Source organism: Noviluteimonas gilva (genome assembly GCF_009740395.1).
Lineage (GTDB): Bacteria > Pseudomonadota > Gammaproteobacteria > Xanthomonadales > Xanthomonadaceae > Noviluteimonas > Noviluteimonas gilva.
Genome location: NZ_WOXT01000002.1, coordinates 616,386 through 637,563, shown reverse-complemented (window position 1 = coordinate 637,563; position 21,178 = coordinate 616,386). Strand labels below are relative to the sequence as shown.

Genomic DNA, 21,178 nt, shown 5'->3' with positions numbered 1-21,178 from the left:
GCACATCATGTCGCAATGAGGAGGGCGCGCAATCCACACGACGTAGTTCGTAAAAAGCGCAAAGCCAGCGACAGCCGCCCCAATGAGCAGACTCGGGATCGAGAGTGCGACTCCAGTAACCTGACGGTGCGACATGAGGTGTCCGTCGAGTGGTCTTAGGCCCAACAGAGCATAGCCGGTGGGCGAGCAGACCGACGACACCAGGCCGTCCCGGAAAACCGGCCACAAAGAGCGCTAACCACCGCGGCGTCACCAGGGACTTCCGTATCATCCCCGACCGAAACCCCGGCCGGAAGCGCAGTAGCGATGCCTCACACGGAACTTCACGTACTTTCAGGCGGTGGCCAGATGGGCGCGCGGCTGCGCGAGATGGATTGGCAGCGCACGTCGCTCGGCCCCGTGGAGAGTTGGTCAGAGGCGTTGCGTACGCTGGTCGCACTGATGCTGGCGTCCAACCAGCCGATGTACATCGTGTGGGGACCCTCGAGGACCTTCCTCTACAACGATCACTACGTGCCGTTCCTCGGGGCCAAGCATCCCTGGGCGCTCGGGCGCGACATCCTCGAAGAGGTTTGGCCCGAGATCCGCAACGAGCTCGAACCGCTGATCGCCTCGGCCGCTGCCGGCGACCCGGTGCACATTTCCAGCATGCACCTGATGCTCGAGCGCAACGGCTATCCCGAGGAAACCTATTTCTCGTTCTTCTTTGCCCCCGTCCGCGATGCGTCGGGCACGGTGGCAGGCATGTTCGGCGCGTGCAGCGACATCACCGCCCAGATGCAGCTCGAGCGCGACCTGTCCGCGAGCGATGCGCGGCATCGGCAAGTGCTGGAAAACATGGATGAGGCGTTTGTCCTCTTCGATCGCGACTTCCGCGTGGTGGAGGTGAACCCGGTCACCGAACGCCTGACCGATCTCCATCGCGATGCGCTGCTGGGTCGACTGCACTGGGATCTGTTCCCCGGCACGCTGGAGTCGCCGCTCGGACAGATGTATCTGCGTGCGCTAGCCAGCGGCCGCGCGGAGAGCATCGAGCACCAGTACACGTTCGAGAACGGCCGCCAGTGCTGGTTCGAAGTTCGCGCCTTTCCCGTGGAGGAAGGTTTGGCGGTGTTCTTCCACGACATTACCCAACGCCGCGAAGAGGCGGAGACGGCTTCGCTGGCCGCCGAACGCGTGCAACTGGCGTTGGATGCCGGGGCGATCCTGGCGACCTGGGTGTGGTTGGTCCCGGAAGACCGCATCAGCGGCGACGAGCGATTCGCCCACCTGTTCGGGCTGGATGAGCGGGCGTGTCGCGATGGCATCCCGCTGGCGATTGCCGTCGACGCCATCCACCCCGATGACCGCGACCGCGTAAGCGCGGCGGTCGAAGGGGCGCTGGCGCGCGGCGGCCCTTACCGTTGCGAATACCGTGTGCTCACTCGGGACGGCACCTGGGCCTGGGTGGAAGCGAACGGGCGCGTGGAGATGGACGAAAACGGCAGGGCCGTGCGTTTCCCAGGCGTCTTGTTGGGCCATGACGAACGACACCGCGTCGAGGCCGAGCGCGACCGCGCCCTGACGCTGCTGCGCACGTTTACCGAGACCGTGCCGGGTGTGGTGTACGCGAAGGACCGGGAAGGCCGACTCGTCGTCGGCAACCACGGCGTGGCGGACCTGCTCGGCGTGCCGCAGTCGTACTTCCTGGGCCGCACCGACCTCGAACTCCTTGCCGACAAAGCGCAAGCCGAGGGGGTGATGGCCAACGACCGTCGCATCATGGAAAGCGGCGTCGCCGAGCAGGTCGAAGAGGAGATCCAGCTGGCCGACGGCTCGCCGGCGATCTGGCTGTCGACGAAGGCCCCGTGGTTCGATGAGGACGGCAAGGTGGTCGGCCTGATCGGCGCGTCGCTCGACATCACCGAGCGGCGGCGTCTCATCGAAACGCTCGAAAACGCGGACCGACGCAAGGACGAGTTCCTTGCGATGCTCTCCCACGAGTTGCGCAACCCGCTTGCGCCGATCCGCACCGCCGCCGAGCTTCTGCGCTTGGCGCCCAGCGACGAGGCGCGCGTCAGCAGGTCGGCCGAGATCATCTCCCGACAGGTTGCGCACATGACCGATCTGGTCGACGACCTGTTGGATGTGTCGCGGGTCACTCGCGGGCTTGTCGATTTCGATCGCAAGCCCGTGGACATGCGTACCGTCGTCGCTGCGGCGGTCGAACAGTCCGAGCCGACCGTGCAGTTGCGCCGGCACACACTGACGGTGGAGACCACCGGCGGTCCGGCCTTCGTGCTCGGCGACTGGCATCGCCTGGTCCAGGTTGTGACAAACCTGTTGACCAACGCCGCCAAGTACACGCCGCAAGAGGGCGCCATCCGTGTTGCGCTGACGGTGATGGAAAGCGAAGTGGCGATCGAGGTGACCGACAATGGCGTCGGCATCGAGCCCTCGCTGTTGCCGCATGTGTTCGACCTGTTCACCCAGGCCGCACGCACGCCCGATCGCGTGCAGGGCGGGCTCGGCATCGGTCTTGCGCTGGTCCGCAGCATCGTGAGCGCACACGGCGGCAGCATCGCCGCGTCCAGCGGAGGCCTTGCGCGCGGCAGTACGTTCCGACTTGTGCTTCCACGGACCGAGGTCGACCTCGAGCCGGTGGCGGAAGCCATGACGTCGCGCGCACCCGTCCAGGCGCGCACCGTGATGTTGGTCGACGACAACCGCGACGCCGCCGATACGCTCGCGACCGTCCTGCGTCTGCTCGGACATGACGTCACGGTCGCCGCCGGCGGCCACGAGGCACTGGGCTTGCTGACGCTGCGCCCGCGCTGGGACGCCTTCATCCTGGACATCGGCATGCCGGACATGACCGGGCACGAGCTGGCGAGCCGACTCCGCGAGCGCATGGGCGACCAGCCTGCCTGCTTCATCGCGTTGACCGGATACGGGCAGCAGTGCGACGAAGCAGAATCCCGCGCAGCGGGCTTCCATCACCACTTGGTGAAGCCGGTCGACGTCGAACGCATCGTGGGTTTGCTTGCGCTTGGAGTCCCGTCGGATGAGGTTGGACGGCGGTCGAGCGCCCGTCCTGCCGGCGCCGTCCGAAGTGAGTCTCGGAAGCAGTCAATGCGTGACTCGCCGTCTTTCGACAGGAATTCAATCAAGTCGTCTACCGACGGTGGCTCAACCTAGCTGCTCACGCCGAATATCGAGATTGGGAACAGGACGACGCTCATCAGCTTCGGAAATGCGTAGCCCAGGATCGCGCAGCAAATCATCGCGCCCAATCCCCAGAGGACGACCTCGGCGAAACCGACTGGCGTCGCGCCGAGCGCGATGCGCCCAAGGAGCCCGATCCAGAAGCCGCCTGCCCCACCAATGATCAAACCTGTCACTCGATCCCTGGGCGTAATCGGCGCGTGCCACCACTCGCGAAATGTCAGTGATCCACGTTTGAAAATCACTTGAACGAATCCGTTCCGAGGAACGGCGAATCCTACCCTGCTCCAATGTCCGCTATGGGTCGAAAGCGGACGCTGAGTTAGCGAAAACGATCGGCTCCCTGCAAAGCTCGCGCTTTGCGACCTCAGCGAGACCTCGATTCCGCAGGGCTTGCCCCGGCCTTCGGATTGACCAGCCCTTCACGCCACATGCCCTGATGTACCGCGTGGCCGCCAACTTCAGCCGGGGCGCGATCGCCGCCTGGATCACCGTCGTTGCGCTGTTCGTGACGACGGGCCTCGACGTGCCCTGGAAAACGCCGTGGGTCCTCGCGGCGCTGTTCGCCTGGCTGTTCGTCGTCGTCATCTGGAGCGCGCTCGGCGCGGTCCACGAGGCCGAGGGCGTGGCGCGCCTGATCCGCGAACCCTTCAGCACCCTGGTGCTCACGCTCTCCGTGTCCGTGACGGAAGTGGTGCTGATCGTCGCAGCCATGATGGTCGATCGCGAAGACTCGACGATGGCGCGCGATGCCATGTATTCGGTGTTGATGATCGTGCTCAACGGCGTGGTCGGCCTGGGGCTGCTGATCGGCGGCAGGCGCCATTTCGAACAAGTGTTCAATCTCCAGGGCGCCTCGGCCTACTTGTCCGTCGTGATCCCGTTGTCGGCGATCACCCTGGTGCTGCCCACGTTCACCGCCTCGTCGACAGGCGGCACCCTGACGGCGCTACAAGCGGTGTGCTTCGCGCTGATGACGCTGCTCCTCTACGGCCTGTTCCTGTTCCTGCAAGTCGGACGGCACCAACGCTATTTCGTCGATCCCGGTTTCGCCGACCGCGCCCCCGGTGTGTCGCCGACCTCCGCGTCGGAAAACGTCGCGCACGACATCGCGCCCACGCCTGCGAAACAGGTGGTGATCGGCGGCATTCGGTTGCTCGCGTGCATCCTGCCGATCTCGCTGCTCGCCACGCCGCTGGCGACCCTGTTGGATCACGGTCTGTCGGCGCTGGACATCCCCGCCCCGGTCGGCGGCATCGTGATCGCGATCCTGGTCTTCGCACCGGAAGGCCTCTCCACGCTGATCGCGGTCACGCGAAACGAGCTGACGAAGGCGATCAACGTCAGTCTCGGCGCGACGTTATCCACGCTGGGCATCACCGTGCCGGTCGTGCTCCTCATCGGCCTGTTCACCGGACAGGACGTGATCCTCGGGTTGCCACCGACCAGCATCGTGCTGCTCGCCACCACGCTGATCCTGGCGACGCTGACGTTCTCCCGCGCACGCACGACGATGCTGGAAGGCGGCGTGCACCTGGCCGTGTTCGTGGCGTTCCTGGTGCTCGCCTTCGAGCCTTAGGGGCGCAGCCGATATCGTTGGCGTCAGCTCCGAAGCCGTGCGGCGTGTTTGCGACCCGCCGCCAGGACGAGATTCGATACGAGCTCGAACGTCAGATAGCAAACGCCGAACTGCGCAACGAAGAACCAGCCACTGGCGCGGTTGGCGCCGCATCGCATCTCTGTAAGGCAGCGAAACACACCTGCAATCAGTGGCACGCCGTATGCGATGGCCGCAACTGCAGCAACCCCCACGACAATCAGCGAAACCCTGCCGGACGCAGACGAATGCCACAGGAATGCGTTGCGCCTGAGTGCAATCGTTGCGCGCATGGGGAGAAGGGAAATGCCGAACAGCCCCAGGAACCCAAAGCCGTAGATGGCTGACGCAAAAAGTATGTAGGACCAATCAGTCATCGCTGTCTCGCGTCTGGATCCACCGTCGCAGGAGCTTATGCAAGCGCAACCCGGCCAACAAGTCGACGAAGTTCCGAGAAGTGACGGTGCGCTCAGGCGAACGCCGCCAACACCCCCGCCACATTCGCCCCGATCGCCTCCACCGCATACCCACCTTCCTGCGCCAGCACGGTCGGACGCCGTAGCGCCGCGATGCGCGCGCCCATCTCGACGAAGTGCGCCGTTCCCAGGGCGAAGCTGCTGATCGGGTCGTCTTCGAACGTGTCCACGCCGAGCGACACCACCAGCGCGTCGGCGCCGAAGCGATCGATCGCGCGCAGTGCCACGTCGAGCGCCTGCGCGTACGCCGCCCACGCGGTGCCACGCGGCAGCGGAAGGTTGAGCGTGGCGCCCTCGCCTGCGCCCTCGCCGCGTTCGTCGGCGTAGCCGAGGAAGTACGGATACTCCGTCTCCGGCGTGCCGTGCAGCGAGGCGAAGAACACATCGCCGCGTGCGTAGAAGATGTCCTGCGTGCCGTTGCCGTGGTGGTAGTCGATGTCGAGCACGGCCACGCGCGCGAAGCCGGCGCCGCGCAGGGCCTGTGCCGCGAGCGCGGCGTTGTTGAGATAGCAGTAGCCGCCGTACACCGAACCCGCCGCATGGTGTCCGGGCGGCCGGCACAGTGCGTACGCCGCGCGTTCGCCTTCCGCGACCAGGTGGGCCGCCGTCAACGCGCAGCGCGCAGAAGCGAATGCCGCCTCCCACGTGCCTTCGACGATGGGCGTTCCCGCGTCGAACGCGTAATACCCCATCGCCCCGTTGACCCCTTCCGGAACGCGATCGCGACGCAGGCTGCGCGCCGGAAACCCGCTCGGCAACATCGATCCGCTTCGCCCCTCCTCCTGCCAACGCGCATACGCGGTGCGCAGGAAAGCGACGAACGCCGGATCGTGCACGGTGTGCAGGCTTTCGATGGGGTAATCGCGCGGGAGGCCGATCGGCGCATTCGCGGCCTGCAGCGCGCGCAGGATGTGGTCGATGCGGTCGGGGGATTCGAAGCTGGGGACGAGCTGCCCGCGATGGAGTTCGACGCCGCCGGCGTGCCGCGCGTGGAGGGGCGAGTGGACGACGTGCATGGGGCGATCCGGTTGGGTTTGTCGACAAGGGGTGCGGCTGGCACGCTGACGATAACCCGACTCGCCCGCGTCGGTGACCGCTTGGGACGCAGGCATAATCGATCCGCGCACGCCCGCCGGCGCGCCGTGCTTCGGAGCCACCATGCGCCTGCCCGTCCTGCTCTGCTTCGGCTTGCTCTCCCTCGCGCCGCTCACATGCCTTGCTTCGCCAGCGGATGCGCTTGCGCTTCCGGAGCAGGACGTCGCCGCGATCGCGCGCGAGGTCAATGGCGAGATGGCGATGCAGACCCTCGAAGGCATCGTGCAGCAGCATCGTGAGCGTGGCTCGCGCGGTTTCCACACGTCGGCCGAATGGGTGGCCAGTCGCGCGCGATCGTTCGGGCTGACGGATGTCGAGATCCTGCAGTTCCCAGCCGACGGCACGATCTTCTACGGCACGCAGCGTTCGCGCCGGGCCTGGGATGCGGATGCGGGCGAACTGGTGGAGGTAAGCGATGGCAAGCAGGCGCCGATCGCGAGCTACGCCGCGGTGCCCATGGTGCTTGCAGAGGACAGCGAATCGGCGGACGTGACCGCGTTGCTGGTCGATGTCGGCGCCGGCAACACCGAAGCCGACTACGCGGGCAAGGACGTGAAAGGAAAACTCGTGCTGGTCTCCGCTTCGCCCGGCGAAGTGCAGGACCTGGCGATCGGCAAGTTCGGCGCGGTGGGCATCCTCAGCTATCAGCAGAACCAGCCCAACGGTTGGTCGGGCGACAACATCGAACAGATCCGCTGGGGTCATCTCGACAGCTTCTCGGCCCATCCGACCTTCGCCTTCATGCTGTCGATGAAACAGGCGAATGCATTGAAGGCACGTCTGTCCGCCGGCGAAGCGATCCGATTGCATGCGTCGGTGAAAGCCGGCCAACACGCCAGTCCTTACGAAGTGGTGACGGCCACGATTCCCGGCGCCGATCCGCGCCTGAAAGAACAGGAAATCGCGTTCACCTGCCACCTCGACCATCCCAAGCCCGGCGCCAACGACAACGCCAGCGGTTGCTCGACCATCCTGGAAGTCGGACGCACGCTGCAGACGTTGATCGCGCAGCGCGCACTCGCACGGCCGGCGCGCACGATCCGATTCATCTGGGGGCCCGAGGTCGAGGGCACGGTGGTCCTGCTCAACGCGCGTAAGGATTTCGCCCGGCGCATCAGGGCCGTGGTGCACATGGACATGGTCGGCGGCGGGCCGCGGACACAGGCGGTGTTCCATGTCACGCGCGGGCCGGCGAGCCTGCCGTCCTTCATCCATGACGTGGCGTGGGGCTTCGCGCAATGGGTCAACGTGCAAAGTTACGACTTCGCCGCGACCGGCAAAGCGCAGTTCCCGATGCTCGCGCCGTCGGGCGGCAAGGAACCCTTGCGCGCGGAGGACTCGCCCTTTGCGTTGGGGAGCGACCACGAGGTCTACCAGGATTCCAGCTACGCGATTCCGGCGATCTATCTCAACGACTGGCCCGATCGCTACATCCACACCACGCTGGATACCGCGGCGAACATCGACCCGACCAAGCTGGGTCGCGTTGCCTTCATCGGCGCGGCGACGGGCGTCGCGCTCGCGAACGATCCACGCATCGGCACGCCGGCGGCGACTCCCGCACCCATGCGCGCACCGGGCCCCGCGGCGAGCGGCGACGGCAAGCGCGTCTTCCGCCGCAACCCGGAACCGCGCGGCCCGCTCAGCGTGTTCGGCTACGACTGGTTCGACGACCACGCAAAGCGGCTGGCGCTGCCGCGTCCGAAGCTGCTCGATTTCGAGGGCCCGCACGGTGGCGGCGGCGACTATGCCTACGAGGTGCTGAATTTCGCCGACGGAACGCGCGATGCGCAGCAGATCACGAACGACGTGTCGGCCGAGTTCGGCCCGGTGCCGTTGGCATTGGTGATCGAATACCTGCAGGCGCTGGAGCGCGTCGGCGTGGTGGAGCAGATCCGCTAGGACCAATGCGTGGCCGATTTGCGCCGGCTGCGCCGTGCCCTAAGACACTCGTTGGATGGCGATCAGTCCCCGACTCCCTCGACACAAGCGCCCGAACCATGAAACGCGAACTCACACGCTCCAGCGCCGTTCCCGCAAAGGCGGTCGGTGCGCAGTCCGTCGGCGCCATGGCGCTGGGCGGGATGACGCTGGGCGCGATTGCGATTGGCGCGGCCGCCATCGGCGCATTGGTCGTCGGTCGCCTGGTCATCGGCCGAGCACGCATCAAGCGACTGGAGATCGACAGCCTTGTCGTGCGTCGACTACAGATCACGGAACAGCTCACGACGCCGTCTGATGCCAAGCTTGGGGTCGAAGTGGATGACGCGCCAAGCATGTAGTTTCAAATTTTTTCCCGTGTCGCCCCTCGCCAGCACATCAGCCCCGCCGCCAAACAAGACAGCGATTGTTCGCCGGCATCGCCACATCATCGACCACCTGCAGCCCGGCCTGCGCAGCAAGCTTCTGCACCGCCTCGACATCGCGAATCCCGGAACGCGCATCGCGCGCCTTCAACCAGGCATCGAACTCGCGATTGCTCTCACTCGTGTAACGCCCGCCCGTGTTGAACGGCCCGTACACGACGAGCATGCCGTCGGCACCGAGCACGCGCCCCACCCCGTCGAAAAACGCCTCGACCTCCGGCCACCCGACGATGTGCAGGATGTTGGCGCTGAACACTGCGTCGTACGGCCCGGTCGGCCACGGCCCACCCACGTCGAGCGCGAACGGCGGCGGCGTGTTGGGCAGCCCGGCCTCGTCCAACCACAGCCGAATGCCGGGCAATTGCGCGGGCAGATCGGCGCACTGCCACGACAGCCAGGGCATCGCGGCGGCGAAATACACCGCGTGCTGCCCGGTCCCGCTGCCCACCTCGAGGACGCTGCGGCGGTCGGCGAACTGCGTTCGCAACACTGCGAGGATCGGATCACGATTGCGCTCGCAGGCAGGCGCGAAGGGTTTGGCGTCCATGCCGCACAGCATGCCGCATCACGGCTTATCAGATGCGGACCTAAAGGCCCGACACCATGCGCTGGCGTGCTTCACGCGCGCCATCGAAGACACGCTTGACAGGGCCCAGTGCCTGCACGAACTCCAACTGCTCACCCTCCGATCCCTTGCAGTAGATCAGCCGCCAGCCGTTCGACTTCCCCTCGGTAATGCCGTTGCTGTTCGCATCCAGTGGCGCGGCCTTGCGCTCCTGCTCCGTCGTGACCGTCACGACGCGATTGGCACGAACGTGTTGCATGCCCCGGCGCGCGGCTTCGGCTTCCAGGTCTGCGATGAACTGATTGAAGTCCACCTCGTCGCGGATGTGGAAACAGATGTGCATCATCCTGGGGAACGCCGGACTCATGTGGTCGAGCGGTTCGGCGAATGCATTTCCGTTGCCGGCCGGCTGTGTTGAGTCGCGGTACTGCAGCAGCTCGATCACCACGTTGTCGAACTGGATGAACCGGACATCCAGGCGCTGCGCGCCGCTCCGCAGGTCCGGTATGCCCATCGTCAGAGGGTTGACCTTGCGCGCATTCGCCTCGATCACCTGATCGGTGAGAAGCGTGTTATGGATGCGCTCGCCCTGGAAGTCGCCATCGCGCATCACCTCGGTGCCCCCGAGGACTTCGGTGTAGAACTCGAACGCGCGATCCATGTTCTGCACAGTCAGTCCGAAATGCTGCACCCCCCGCAGGCGGCCACCGATCGAGCCAAGGGCTTGGCCCGTCCCCGCCTTTGCCGTGGTTCCCTGCGCGAATGCGGAGGGAAATGCCGCCGCTAGACTGCCGCCAACTGCGATCCCGGCTGCCTGCAGCACGCTGCGCCTTTGCAGATCGGTGCGATCGGACTCTGACTTGTTGGCCATGGCTTGTTTTCCATTGGGAGTGGACATGCGACTGGACCTGCAGCTCGCAGAAGCATGCCCAAGCTGTTTCACCGGCGTATTACCCGATCGGGTTATGCATGGGCGCGTGTCCGTGCCCCACGGCCCTGATGCGTTGCTTGAAGAGCGCCTTGCCGGAAACCCATCCATGGAAGCGGTGCCCGACACACCCGACGATGCCATCGCGCTCGCGTTGGCCGGCAACCGGCGATTCGTGGAAGGCCAGTCGACCGTTTACCACCAGGACATGGACCTGCTGCATGCCCAGACGGCCGACCACCAGCATCCGTTCGTCGCGATCCTGGCCTGTGCCGATTCGCGCGTGCCCGTCGGCTTGGTGCTGGACGAACACATCGGTCGCGTGTTCGTCACCCGGATCGCAGGCAACACCGCGTCCACGGAAGTCATCGCCAGCCTGGAATACGCGGTGGCCATCCTTGGCGTGAAAGCGATCATCGTCATGGGCCATACGAACTGCGGCGCGATCAAGGCGGCGATCCGGAACGACGAAGTGCCGGGCCAGATCAGCGCGTTGTTTGCAGGGATCCTGCCCGCCATCAGCCTGGCGGGCGGAGACGATGCAGATCCGGGTGAGGTCACGCGGCAGCACGTCCTCAACCAGGTGGGCGTGTTGACGCATGCGTCCACGGTGATCGATTCGCGGGTGAAGGACGGCTCGCTCAAGGTCGTGCCTGCGCTCTACGACGTTGCGAGCGGCGTGGTCGCGCTGTTGCCGGAACGCGCACCAAGGGCCGGATAGGTGCGCCCTCTGCCCTCGCGCCCGTTGTGCGCCGCCACAGCCGGCGTGCTTGCACTGGTGGTCGCGCCGTCGATCGCGCTGGCGCAGGACATCGAACCCCGCGCCTATTCCAATGCGCCGATCGGTGTGAACTTCGCTGTCGCGGGCCTCGTGCAAACACGCGGCGGCCTGGCGTTCGACGCGTCGCTGCCGATCACCGACGCGCACATCGAAACCACGGGCGCGGTGTTCGCGTATGCGCGCGTGATCGACTTCGGCGGCCGCTCCGGCAAGTTCGACGTGATCGTGCCCTACATGCGCTTGTCGGGCGACGCCGATTACCTTGGTCAACCCGTCTCGCGCGAGATCAGCGGTTTCGGTCGACCCGCCTTCCGCGTGTCCATCAACCTGCACGGCGCGCCCTCGCTTTCCCTGCGCGAGTTCAAGGGCTGGAAGCAGGACCTGATCGTCGGCGCGAGCCTGCAGGTGTCGCCGCCGTGGGGCCAGTACGACGGGAGCCGGCTGTTGAACATCGGCACGAACCGCTGGTCCATCAAACCGGAGATCGGCGTTTCGAAAGCGGTAGGCCGATGGACGCTGGAGGGCCAGGCCGCCGTCGTGTTCTTCACCGACAACGACGACTTCTACGGCGGCAACACGCGCTCCCAACGTCCGCTGTATGCATTGCAGGCCCACGCGATCCACAGCTTCAGCTCCGGCAAGTGGGTGTCCCTCGACGTCAACTGGTTCGCGGGCGGCCGTTCCGAAATCAACGGCGCCCTCCGCAACGACCTGCAACAAAACTGGCGCTTGGGCCTGACGCTCGCGTTGCCCATCGATCGCCTGAACTCGATCAAGCTCGCCGCCAGCAGCGGCGTCTCCGCGCGCACCGGCAACGACTTCGATGCCATCGCGATCGCGTGGCAGCACCGTTGGGGTGGAGAACTGTGATGCATCGGGTGAGCGACGCAGGGCCCGCCTTGACGGGCTCTGGTTATCGCAGGCCGATTTGGTTGATTGTTAGAGGTTGATCTTGTTCAGAACTGCGCCACCCGTGAACCCCGTCGCCGGGTTGCTGATGAGCGCCTGGAGTTGCGGACTCGTGGGTGTCCCCGACGCGACGAACGAAAGCGAGATCGTGCCGGCGGCAACGCCGTTCTCCTTGAGCGCGATCGACGCCGTACCGCGGCAATATTGGTCGACCTGGTAGCTACCGTAGCCCGTGAACACGCGGACGCTACCGTCCTGCCCTTCCTTGTAGTTCGAAATGGAGACGGCGTTTACGCCATTGAAGTAGACATGGGCCACGCCGAAGGCGGCATACGTCGAGAAGTACGATCCGCCGCCGCTTGCCGCGAAGTAACCCTTGATGGTGGCGGCCGTGCAAGCGGCGTGGGCCGCGGGGAAAATCGCGCAAGCAGCAACGACAGCGAGAACGCGAGGAAGTAGGTGCATGAATGTTTCCCCTGATCGGATGTGAGCGAATGTTTGCAGAGTTGCGCCTCGCCTTCGCAGGACGAGCAGCACCGACTCTTGCGTGGTGAGTCGCTACTCCCCAGCGGCGCTCACGATCGCAGGATGGGCCACGGCAACGGCGGAAGGAAGCAAAAGATCGGTCGCCTCGCCAATCCACACGATTCGGCGCTGCGCTCTCTCACTCCATCGGCATCCACTGGAAGTCCCGCGTATCGAGTGTCAGCCGTTCGATGGTCATCAACGGCGGAATCGTGCAGGTCAGTGCAAAGCTGGTCTGCCCATGTCGATCCTGATCTGGGCGGATGTCCATCACTGCGCGTCCGTTCCTGGGAACTGTCACATTGGCAATGACCGGATCGGGGCCGCCGGGGCCATTGTTGAACCTGACCAATCGGCAGCCGATATTCCGACTCGCCGTCGCACCGTTGAACAGCGCCAACCGCACGCGTACGACATTCGTGGAGTCGTTCGGCGGGATCATGAGCGACACGATCGGCACGGAGCATGTGATGACCACGCTGGTCGTGGATTCGTTGGTGGCGCCGCTGGTGCGCTTGCGCAGCGCGTTGTCGTCTTGCGCGGTATTTCCCACGCATGCCGTACTGCCCGGTTCTTCGACGCGCGCAGCTTTCGCGGGAGCGCTCAGGACAGCGGCCACCAACAGGATCGCCGTCAAAGCGTGGGTTGCCTTCATGTTCATCTCCTTTCGCCAGGTCGGCTAGAGAGATAACGGCGTCAGTCGCGACTCCGGCCGCATTCGCGCGGAAAAACTGTTCGAAAGCTGACCCGTTAAGGCTCCAGAAAAAGAGATGAACTCGTAGCGCGCAAGTCTCGCCGAGGCTTGCATTCGCGCATCCGATCTATTGCGCTGCACAAGCCACCGCAGCGCACCACGCGAATGTCGTTCATCGACACGCGCATGCACCCATTCAGACCGCACACGAACTCTGCCGTCGCGTTCAACATTTTCTTTCCACACAAAACACACGTTCCTAATCCCAGCGTCCTCGTGCCGCCTCGCGGCACAGGGAGAGGGAACGATGAAAACGCAAACTGCATTGCGCGCATCCGTGCTCGTCGGCGCGTCGCTGGTCGTGTTGGGCGCGGGCGCGTTCGTCGCGACGCATACGGAATCACACGCCGCGGCAAGCGCCCGCCAGGTTCAACCCGACAAAAGCGCGGCAACGAATGCCGCGGGCCTCGTCGCCGCAGCCCTCGACCCCGCCGCTGCCGGCGCAGATCCGTTGCAAGTCGAACCGCGCCTGCCGCGCGCAGCCGGTACGCCGTGCGTCGTGAATCTGCTCCGCGATTCGCAGATCCCCGTCAACTCCATCTTCAGCACGAACTTTACCTACGCACCGCCCGCGGGATGCCCGGGCGCATGGGCGAAGGTCAAGCTCATCATCGAACTCGAAGGCCCGCGGCAGAACGGCAACCCGGTCAGCGCACTGTCGTTGCAGCTCACCGAAACCGGAGATCCCAATTCGGGATGGACGAGCGGCGCCTTGTGGGCCGGCGCGCCGCAAATGACCGACGACGTTCCCGTGTGGCACATGGAGCGAGACGTGACGGAATACGCCTCCCTCCTGCGCACCTCGCACCCCGGCGTGCTGTCCGGACGCTACGACAACGTCAATTTCGATTTCGACGACTTCCTCGAAACACCGAGGGCGACAGCGCTGCTCGTCTTCTACCCGGCGACGGCGCAGACGCCCGCGCAGCGCGTCGCGGATCTCGTCGTTCCCATTTCGTCTTTCGAAGCGCACGACCATTTGCCGATCGCGGCGTTCACCGGCACGTTCCCGCGCAACATCGAACGCGCGTACCTGGACGTGGTCTCGCACGTCTCGGGCACCGGCGGCGGCGGAAACACGCGCTACTGGTTCGCTTGCGCGCCGGAGTCCGTGCTCGCCGAATTCCCGTACCTGCACAACTCCTTCGCCATCGGCGATCTGCGCCACAACTTCGTGAGCCACATGCAGGGCTGCGGCGGCGGGAATTACCGCGAAGTCGAAATCCGCATCGACGGCCGGCTCGCGGGCCTGGCGCCCGTCTTCCCCTGGCTGGGCAGCAGCATCAACAACGGCTTCCGCAATACGGTCGACACCCCTGCCCCGGCCGCGCAGGCCTTGAACTGGATGCCGTTCCGCGTGGATCTCACGCCCTTCGCCGGTCTGCTCAACAACGGTGCGGAACACACGGTGCAGGCGCGCCTGCTCGGTGTGGACAGCGGTCTGGTCTCAGGCCACCTGGTGCTGTATCGCGACAGGAATCGCGCGATCGTGCCCGGCGCGGTGACGAGCAACACGCTGGCCGAATCGACGCCGTCGATCACCGACACGCTCGTCGAGACGACGGCAACGAACGAGGGCATCGTGACCCGGCATCTCACCGGCGAGGTCAGCACGCGTTCGGTGCGGTCGTTCCGCATCTCCGGTTACGTCGACACCTCGCGCGGCCGCATCGTCAGCACGGTCCAGCAACGCAACTACTTCGTCAACCGCAACATCTACGACGTGCTGGCCACCGGTACCGTCGCCCTCTGGGAAGATTTCGACGTGAGCCACGACCAGAAGGTGCGCCTCACCAGTTCCGTCGACGTCACCAGCCGGCGCGTGCTGGGGACCACGTTGCTGAGCGAAGACAAGTCGTACACGACCTACCCGTTCACCCTCGACTATCTCAACGCGGGGCGGCACCGGTCCGACGGCGAGTTCTCGTTTGCGATCCCGGAAGAATTCAGCGCGCTCGTCCACCAGGTGCGCGTGCAACGCACGTCGCAATTCCGGCGCGGCACGGCGCGGTTCGAGACATCGTTGCGCGACGCGTTCGACGGCACGCGCGAGTTCATCGATCCCACCGGATTCTTCAACTGGGGCAGCGCACGCGACTATCTCTACACCGATAACCGCGGCGGTTGTTTCAGCGCCGGCCTCACCACCATGGACGGCGTGCTCGAAACGCGTACGCGCGGCCAAGGCTGTTCGAACGGCGTCAACAGCCTGCGTTGGTACTCGCACCCGGACGGCTCGCCGGATTCGATGAACTGGGCGCCAGCCCCCTGAGTTCCTATGAACCGGGCACGCGGTGCCCAACATCGAGATGCGTCAGATACAGGCGCAGATCGAATTCCAGCTGGTGGTAGTCCGGCTCCATGTGCGTGCACAACTGATAGAACGCCTTGTTGTGTTCGGCTTCCTTCAAGTGGGCCAGTTCGTGCACGGCGATCATCCGCAGGAATTCGGCGGGCGCATCGCGAAAAACGGTGGCGATGCGAATCTCGCGGCTCGCCTTGAGCCGATCGCCCTGCACCCGGGAAATGGCGGTGTGCGTGCCGAGCGCCTGCTTCATCACCTGCAGTTTGCTGTCGTAGATCACCTTGCCCAGCGGTACCGCCCTGCGCAGGTGCTCGTCCTTGAGGGCCTGCACGTAGTCGTACAGCTGGCTGTCGCTGCGCACGGCGTGGGGCTGGGCGTACTTGTCGGCCAGCATCGGGCCCAGGCGGCCCTGTTCGATCAGCGCCTGCACCCGCGCGAGCACGTGCTCCGGGTAGCCCACGAGGTACTTCAACGGTTCCATCGGCAAAAGGCGGCGAAAGCGGCGGCGACGGCAAGTATCATGGGCCGAAAACGCACGGCAAGACACCGCGATATGGCGAAGGCGAACCCGCTCCAGGAACAATTGCTCAAGGCCGGCCTGGTCAAGAAGTCCAAGGTGGCCGAAGCGGCGCGCGAGCAGAACAAGGCCCGGCACGCCAAAGCGCCGCCCGAGCCCAACGAGATCCAGCGCGACGCCGAGCGCGCGCGGGCCGAAAAGGCCGAGCGCGACCGCGCCCTCGCCGCCGATCGCAAGGCGCAGTCGCGCATCGCCGAGCTGCGCGCACAGGCCGTGCAGATCATCGAGGACAAGAAGGTGCCGCGCGCCGGGGAGAGCGAGTACCGCTTCAGCGCCGACGGCGCCATCCGCACCCTGCTCGTCAACGACGACCTGCGCAAGAAACTCTCCTCCGGCGCACTGGTGATCGCCCGCCTGGGCGACCGTTACGAGCTGTTGCCGCGCGCGGCCGGCGACAAGGTCCGCGAACGCGACGCCAGCATGATCGTGCTCGATCACGGACAGGACACGGGCGCGGCGCCCTCCGCCGGAACGTCAGAGGACGATGCGTATTACGCGCAGTTCCAGGTGCCCGACGACCTGGTTTGGTGAGTGGCCGCGAACGACCGGTCGACGCGATCGCGCCCGGGCAACTAGGCGGATCGTGCAAATTCATCGCTTACGCGGCGGCGGCAACTGTGGAAACGAGCCGGTCCGCGTCATTTGCTGGTCGACATTGAAATACTCGGGAAAGGGTGTCCCGTCGCGAAGGTAGTTGGCGACGTGGAAAATCCAGGTCTGTCCCGGGCGCTTGTGCGGCACCGAGTAAGCGAAGTCATCGCCGACGTCGAGCATCGAATTTTGCCCACGCACAGGCTTGAGTACGGTGCCCGATTGTTTCGTCGCGGCAGCGTAGTAACCGCCAACCCGCAGCACCAATTGGCCGCAGTTGCCCTGCTCCCAGGCAACCGTCGTGAATCGCGGCTGGCCCTTGAGCACGCGTACCGTTTCGATTTCGCCGACAACCTCGCGCGCCCCTTCCGCCCTATTGATCAAACGCAACGAGAGGAGGCGGAAGACGAAGACGTGCCGAGCTGAGGACAGCTCTTGCCGATACGAAGGCAGCTCGGGATCGACGCAGGCCTGGGCGCGTCCTGCGACGAAGGCGAGCAAGATCGGGGCAACAAAGCGGTACTTCATGGACCTATCCCTTTGACTTGGGCCGTAAGCGGAACGCCGTGCGAGCACGCATGAATCAAGCAGACCCGCGCAGGGCTTTCGGTTTGAACGCATTCTCCCGCGCCCGGTTGAACAACCGCTCCGCCACCAGAAGATTGGGCACCCAACAAAGCCACGCGATCGCGGGATAAGCAACCCCGAAAGGAATGCCGGCAATCGCCGAGGCCGGAAGCAGGATGCGGAGCGTGACGGCCGCCAGCGTCAGCGAAAAGTTGCGGACCATCCATCTGCGATGCTCGATCACATCGTGACGCCGGATGGCAAGGTATGCGCGAAGACCGGTGTAAAGCCAGAGCACGGCCAGCAACGCGAATCCGAGTTTCGACACGATGCCGCCGAATGCGAACGTGGCCATGTAGAGCCCGGCCAAACCGCCCACGAGAACGCCGATGCCCAGGTAGGTCCGCCCCATCCAACGATGGAGCCGGACGAAACGCTGTCGCATGCCAGGCAGGAACTGGAACGGGCCGAGCGAGATCGCAACGACCGAGGCGAAGATGTGCGCGTAGATGCCCACTTTGTGAGTGAGGAAGGAAGCTTTCATGTCCGGATGGACCAGGCTCCCCAATGGCAGGACGCCATAGGCAAACACTGCATAGCCGGCGACGCCAAAGGCGAGCAAGAACAGACTGCAGGTGCCAAGTAGCTTCATGCGCGCATCCCCCCTTCGCCATGCGGCAGATTAGCGACGCAACCTGCGGCGAACAATCAGCACGTCCAATAGATCCGCTTTTCCAGATCGACGACTTCAGGTCCGTCGGAACACCCACCCACTTCCCTCGCCTCCTGGTCGGCAGGCGTGCGGGCGATGATCCATTTGCCGACCTTGCCGTTCCACAGCAACTGCCCTTCCGCGACGACACCCAGCGGGAACGGCGTGCCCGGCGTTGTGTTGGTCACGACGATGCGGCCCTCGCCGAATCGCACCCGCATGTCGATGCTGGGCATCGACGGGTGCTCGGCGAATCGATGATGGAACGTGTACTCGCCGTCGGGGAGCGGTGGTGGCGCGCCGCCCATCGGACGCGCGGGTGTCGCCGAACAACACGCCAGCGCGGCCACACAGGTCAACGACGCTGCCAACAACGACGCTTTCGGATTCGACATCTGGATTCCAATGGAGGCGCTTCGACGAATCTAACCACGAAACTCCTGCACGACCTCGATCAGCCCGACGATATTGTCGTTGAGCGCCTCGAGTTCGTCCGCGGGGATCCACCACTCCGTGTGGTGCGACGCGCCGACCTGCTGGATCGCGTATCGGTCCATGAACGACGACAGCACCCGGAAGCGTGTCACGGCGCCGTACCCGCTGTCCTTGACGTTCCACCGCTCGGCGATCTCCGCGGCGTATTGCGCATTCGTCACCGGATAGAAGATTGGTTGTTCCGGCAGCCGTGGTGGCCAGCGCGTAAAACCACTGCGCTCCAGCAAGGCCAGCTCTTCGGGGCCGACCGGGCGGAACAAGATCGTGGTGGACTCGAAATCCGTCATTTCATTGCTCCTCAATCCCGCTTCGCACGGGCGAACGCGGCGGCAAGCGCGTTGTTCGCGGGCGGTTGCGCAGCTCCCGTGGCGCGCGCGCCGCGCCCATCGTCGCGCTTGTCCCGGGTCGGCGCGTCACGCTTGTGTTCGCGCGCGGGCGGCGGCGTGTCGTCGAGGCGTCGGGTGAGTGCGATGCGCTTGCGCTGCACGTCGACCTCCAGCACGCGCACCTTGACGATGTCGCCCGACTTGACCACGTCGCGCGGATCCTTGACGTATTTGTCCGCCAGCGCCGAGATGTGGATCAGGCCGTCCTGGTGCACGCCGATGTCGACGAAGGCGCCGAAGGCAGCGACATTGCTGATCACGCCTTCGAGGATCATGCCGACCTTGAGGTCCTTGATGTCCTCCACGCCGTCGGCGAAACGCGCGGCCTTGAACTCGGGGCGCGGATCGCGGCCGGGCTTTTCCAGTTCCTTCAGGATGTCGCGCACGGTGGGCACGCCGAATTGCGTGTCGGTGAATTGCTCCGCCTTCAGGCCACGCAGCAGCGCGGCATCGCCGATCAGCTGCTTCACTTCGCACCCGCATTTTTCCAGGATGCGCGCAACCACCGGGTACGCTTCGGGATGCACCGAGGATGCGTCGAGCGGCTGGTCGCCGTCGGCGATGCGCAGGAAGCCCGCGCACTGCTCGAAGGTTTTCTCGCCCAGGCGCGGCACCTTCAGCAGGGTCTTGCGATTCTTGAAGGCGCCGTTTGCATCGCGATATTCGACGATGTTTTCGGCCACCGTCGACGACAGGCCCGACACGCGCGTGAGCAACGCGGCGGACGCCGTGTTGACGTCCACGCCCACGGCGTTCACGCAATCCTCCACGCGCGCATCGAGCGCACGCGCGAGGCGGTATTGATCGACATCGTGCTGATACTGGCCGACGCCGATTGCCTTGGGTTCGATCTTCACCAACTCGGCAAGCGGATCCTGCAGGCGCCGCGCGATCGACACGGCGCCGCGCAGCGTGACGTCGAGGTTCGGGAATTCCTTCGCCGCGAGTTCGGACGCCGAATACACCGACGCACCGGCTTCGCTGACCACGAGTTTCTGCATTCCGGCCACCGGCGTCCGCGCGATCAGCTCACCGGCGAGTTTGTCGGTCTCGCGCGATGCGGTGCCGTTGCCGATGGCGATCAGCTCGACGCCGTGCCGCGCGCACAGTGCATGCAGGACCGCCAGCGACTGATCCCATTGGCGCCGGGGCTCGTGCGGAAAGATCGTCGCCGTTTCCACGACCTTGCCGGTGCGATCGACCACGGCGACCTTGACGCCCGTGCGCAGGCCCGGATCGAGACCGAGCACGGCCTTCGGCCCGGCGGGCGCGGAGAGCAACAGATCCTTGAGGTTGTCTCCGAAGACCTGGATCGCCTCGGCTTCGGCCTTCTCGCGTGCCTGCGAGAACAGATCGAACAGCAGATGCAGGTGCAGTTTTGCTTTCCAGGTCAGGCGGCAGGTGTCCTGCAACCACTTGTCCGCGGGCCTGCCCTGCGCCCTGACGCCGACGTGATGCGCGACACGCCCTTCGGCCAGCACATGCCCGGCGTCTGCATCCGTGCCGGGATCGAGGTCGATGAACAGGATTTCTTCGCGACGCGCGCGGAACAGCGCGAGCAAACGATGCGACGGAATGCGGGCGAGCGATTCGCGATGATCGAAGTAATCGCGGTATTTCGCGCCTTCGGTTTCCTTGCCTTCGGCCACGCGCGCGCGGATCACGCCGACCTCGTGCAGCCATGCGCGCAGCTCGCCCACGAGCGCGGCGTCTTCGCCCCAGCGTTCCATCAGGATCCAGCGCGCACCGTCCAGCGCGGCCTTGGCTTCGTCGACGCCCTTGTCGGCATCGACGAAGCGCGCGGCGCAGTCCTCCGGCACCTGCGTCGGATCGCCCAGCAGCGCATCGGCCAGCGGCTCCAGGCCCGCCTCGCGCGCGATCTGCGCCTTGGTCCGGCGCTTGGGCTTGTACGGCAGGTACAGGTCTTCCAGGCGTGACTTCGAGTCCGCGGCCTCGATCTCCGCCCGCAATGCATCGGTGAGTTGGCCCTGCTCGGCGATGCTGGAGAGCACCGCGGCGCGGCGGTCCTCGAGTTCGCGCAGGTAGACCAGGCGCGTTTCGAGGTTGCGCAGCTGGGTGTCGTCCAGTCCCCCGGTCACTTCCTTGCGGTAGCGCGCGATGAAGGGCACCGTCGCGCCCTCGTCCAGCAGGGCGATGGCGGCCTGGGCCTGGGCGGCCTGGGCGCCGATCTCGGCGGCGATGGTGGAAGCGATCTGGCGGGCGAGCTGCGGGGACATCTGGGGCATTGCGTCGGTCTGCGTGTTGCGGAGTGCTGGGCCGATTGTGGCAATGCCTTGGGCGTCGCGTAAGGATTGACAGGCGCCGCGTATTCCGAAGCAACAGGG

At 65.4% G+C, this 21,178-nt stretch carries 21 protein-coding genes; 8 read left to right on the top strand and 13 right to left on the bottom strand.

Annotated features, from left to right (window positions below):
- The first annotated feature begins 348 nt into the window (after window positions 1-348).
- The gene (locus GN331_RS10105) at window positions 349-3,177 is read left to right on the top strand and encodes a PAS domain-containing protein (RefSeq protein ID WP_197427081.1); all 2,829 of its coding nucleotides are present in this window, start codon (window positions 349-351) and stop codon (window positions 3,175-3,177) included.
- On the opposite strand, the gene GN331_RS10100 is transcribed toward GN331_RS10105, so the two are convergent.
- Window positions 3,174-3,449, bottom strand: coding sequence for a hypothetical protein (locus tag GN331_RS10100; protein WP_156641842.1), 276 nt, complete (start codon window positions 3,447-3,449; stop codon window positions 3,174-3,176). The two genes, GN331_RS10105 and GN331_RS10100, sit on opposite strands and share 4 nt — an antisense overlap.
- A gap of 194 nt (window positions 3,450-3,643) precedes the next feature.
- Between GN331_RS10100 and GN331_RS10095 the strand changes: the two genes are divergently transcribed.
- A complete protein-coding gene (locus tag GN331_RS10095; RefSeq protein WP_156641840.1) occupies window positions 3,644-4,783 on the top strand; it encodes a calcium:cation antiporter in 1,140 nt (379 codons plus the stop codon).
- A gap of 23 nt (window positions 4,784-4,806) precedes the next feature.
- On the opposite strand, the gene GN331_RS10090 is transcribed toward GN331_RS10095, so the two are convergent.
- Complete coding sequence (locus GN331_RS10090) at window positions 4,807-5,178, bottom strand: hypothetical protein (RefSeq protein ID WP_156641839.1); 372 nt, start codon at window positions 5,176-5,178, stop codon at window positions 4,807-4,809.
- 92 nt (window positions 5,179-5,270) lie between these two features.
- A complete protein-coding gene (locus GN331_RS10085) occupies window positions 5,271-6,293 on the bottom strand; it encodes a histone deacetylase family protein (RefSeq protein ID WP_156641837.1) in 1,023 nt (340 codons plus the stop codon).
- Window positions 6,294-6,435: 142 nt separating this feature from the next.
- Here GN331_RS10085 and GN331_RS10080 point away from each other — a divergent pair, with 142 nt between their 5' ends.
- Both GN331_RS10080 and GN331_RS10075 read left to right on the top strand, forming a co-directional pair.
- Window positions 6,436-8,274, top strand: a complete 1,839-nt coding sequence (locus GN331_RS10080; RefSeq protein WP_156641836.1) for a M28 family peptidase — start codon at window positions 6,436-6,438, stop codon at window positions 8,272-8,274.
- Between the two features lie 98 nt (window positions 8,275-8,372).
- Window positions 8,373-8,654, top strand: a complete 282-nt coding sequence (locus GN331_RS10075; protein ID WP_197427080.1) for a hypothetical protein — start codon at window positions 8,373-8,375, stop codon at window positions 8,652-8,654.
- Between the two features lie 37 nt (window positions 8,655-8,691).
- On the opposite strand, the gene GN331_RS10070 is transcribed toward GN331_RS10075, so the two are convergent.
- Window positions 8,692-9,285, bottom strand: coding sequence for a DUF938 domain-containing protein (locus GN331_RS10070; RefSeq protein WP_156641834.1), 594 nt, complete (start codon window positions 9,283-9,285; stop codon window positions 8,692-8,694).
- Window positions 9,286-9,325: 40 nt separating this feature from the next.
- The gene (locus GN331_RS10065; protein ID WP_231734442.1) at window positions 9,326-10,201 is read right to left on the bottom strand and encodes a VOC family protein; all 876 of its coding nucleotides are present in this window, start codon (window positions 10,199-10,201) and stop codon (window positions 9,326-9,328) included.
- A 139-nt stretch (window positions 10,202-10,340) separates the two neighbouring features.
- On the opposite strand from GN331_RS10065, the gene GN331_RS10060 reads away from it, so the two are divergent.
- Both GN331_RS10060 and GN331_RS10055 read left to right on the top strand, forming a co-directional pair.
- Entirely contained in the window at window positions 10,341-10,952 is a 612-nt protein-coding gene (locus tag GN331_RS10060) for a carbonic anhydrase (RefSeq protein ID WP_231734441.1), read from the top strand.
- Window positions 10,953-11,882, top strand: coding sequence for a transporter (locus tag GN331_RS10055; protein WP_197427078.1), 930 nt, complete (start codon window positions 10,953-10,955; stop codon window positions 11,880-11,882).
- A gap of 69 nt (window positions 11,883-11,951) precedes the next feature.
- On the opposite strand, the gene GN331_RS10050 is transcribed toward GN331_RS10055, so the two are convergent.
- The gene (locus tag GN331_RS10050; RefSeq protein ID WP_156641829.1) at window positions 11,952-12,386 is read right to left on the bottom strand and encodes a hypothetical protein; all 435 of its coding nucleotides are present in this window, start codon (window positions 12,384-12,386) and stop codon (window positions 11,952-11,954) included.
- Between the two features lie 199 nt (window positions 12,387-12,585).
- Window positions 12,586-13,101 carry a hypothetical protein gene (locus tag GN331_RS10045; protein WP_156641827.1) on the bottom strand — a complete coding sequence of 172 codons (516 nt, stop codon included), beginning with the start codon at window positions 13,099-13,101 and terminating at the stop codon, window positions 12,586-12,588.
- A gap of 346 nt (window positions 13,102-13,447) precedes the next feature.
- On the opposite strand from GN331_RS10045, the gene GN331_RS10040 reads away from it, so the two are divergent.
- Complete coding sequence (locus GN331_RS10040; protein WP_156641825.1) at window positions 13,448-15,472, top strand: peptide-N4-asparagine amidase; 2,025 nt, start codon at window positions 13,448-13,450, stop codon at window positions 15,470-15,472.
- 4 nt (window positions 15,473-15,476) lie between these two features.
- On the opposite strand, the gene GN331_RS10035 is transcribed toward GN331_RS10040, so the two are convergent.
- A complete protein-coding gene (locus tag GN331_RS10035) occupies window positions 15,477-15,986 on the bottom strand; it encodes a M48 metallopeptidase family protein (protein WP_156641823.1) in 510 nt (169 codons plus the stop codon).
- 72 nt (window positions 15,987-16,058) lie between these two features.
- Here GN331_RS10035 and GN331_RS10030 point away from each other — a divergent pair, with 72 nt between their 5' ends.
- A complete protein-coding gene (locus GN331_RS10030; protein ID WP_156641822.1) occupies window positions 16,059-16,613 on the top strand; it encodes a DUF2058 domain-containing protein in 555 nt (184 codons plus the stop codon).
- A 60-nt stretch (window positions 16,614-16,673) separates the two neighbouring features.
- On the opposite strand, the gene GN331_RS10025 is transcribed toward GN331_RS10030, so the two are convergent.
- Genes GN331_RS10025 through GN331_RS10005 form a run of 5 tightly spaced genes read right to left on the bottom strand, consistent with a single transcriptional unit; the run spans window position 16,674 to window position 21,079 of the window.
- Entirely contained in the window at window positions 16,674-17,201 is a 528-nt protein-coding gene (locus GN331_RS10025) for a hypothetical protein (protein WP_156641820.1), read from the bottom strand.
- A gap of 55 nt (window positions 17,202-17,256) precedes the next feature.
- Window positions 17,257-17,892 (bottom strand): DUF2306 domain-containing protein, encoded by a 636-nt coding sequence (locus GN331_RS10020; protein WP_156641819.1) that lies wholly within the window; start codon window positions 17,890-17,892, stop codon window positions 17,257-17,259.
- Between the two features lie 56 nt (window positions 17,893-17,948).
- The gene (locus GN331_RS10015) at window positions 17,949-18,347 is read right to left on the bottom strand and encodes a hypothetical protein (RefSeq protein WP_156641818.1); all 399 of its coding nucleotides are present in this window, start codon (window positions 18,345-18,347) and stop codon (window positions 17,949-17,951) included.
- 30 nt (window positions 18,348-18,377) lie between these two features.
- On the bottom strand, window positions 18,378-18,734 hold the full coding sequence (locus GN331_RS10010; protein ID WP_156641817.1) for a hypothetical protein: 357 nt from the start codon (window positions 18,732-18,734) through the stop codon (window positions 18,378-18,380).
- 11 nt (window positions 18,735-18,745) lie between these two features.
- A complete protein-coding gene (locus tag GN331_RS10005) occupies window positions 18,746-21,079 on the bottom strand; it encodes a Tex family protein (RefSeq protein WP_197427077.1) in 2,334 nt (777 codons plus the stop codon).
- Between the last annotated feature and the right edge of the window lie 99 nt (window positions 21,080-21,178).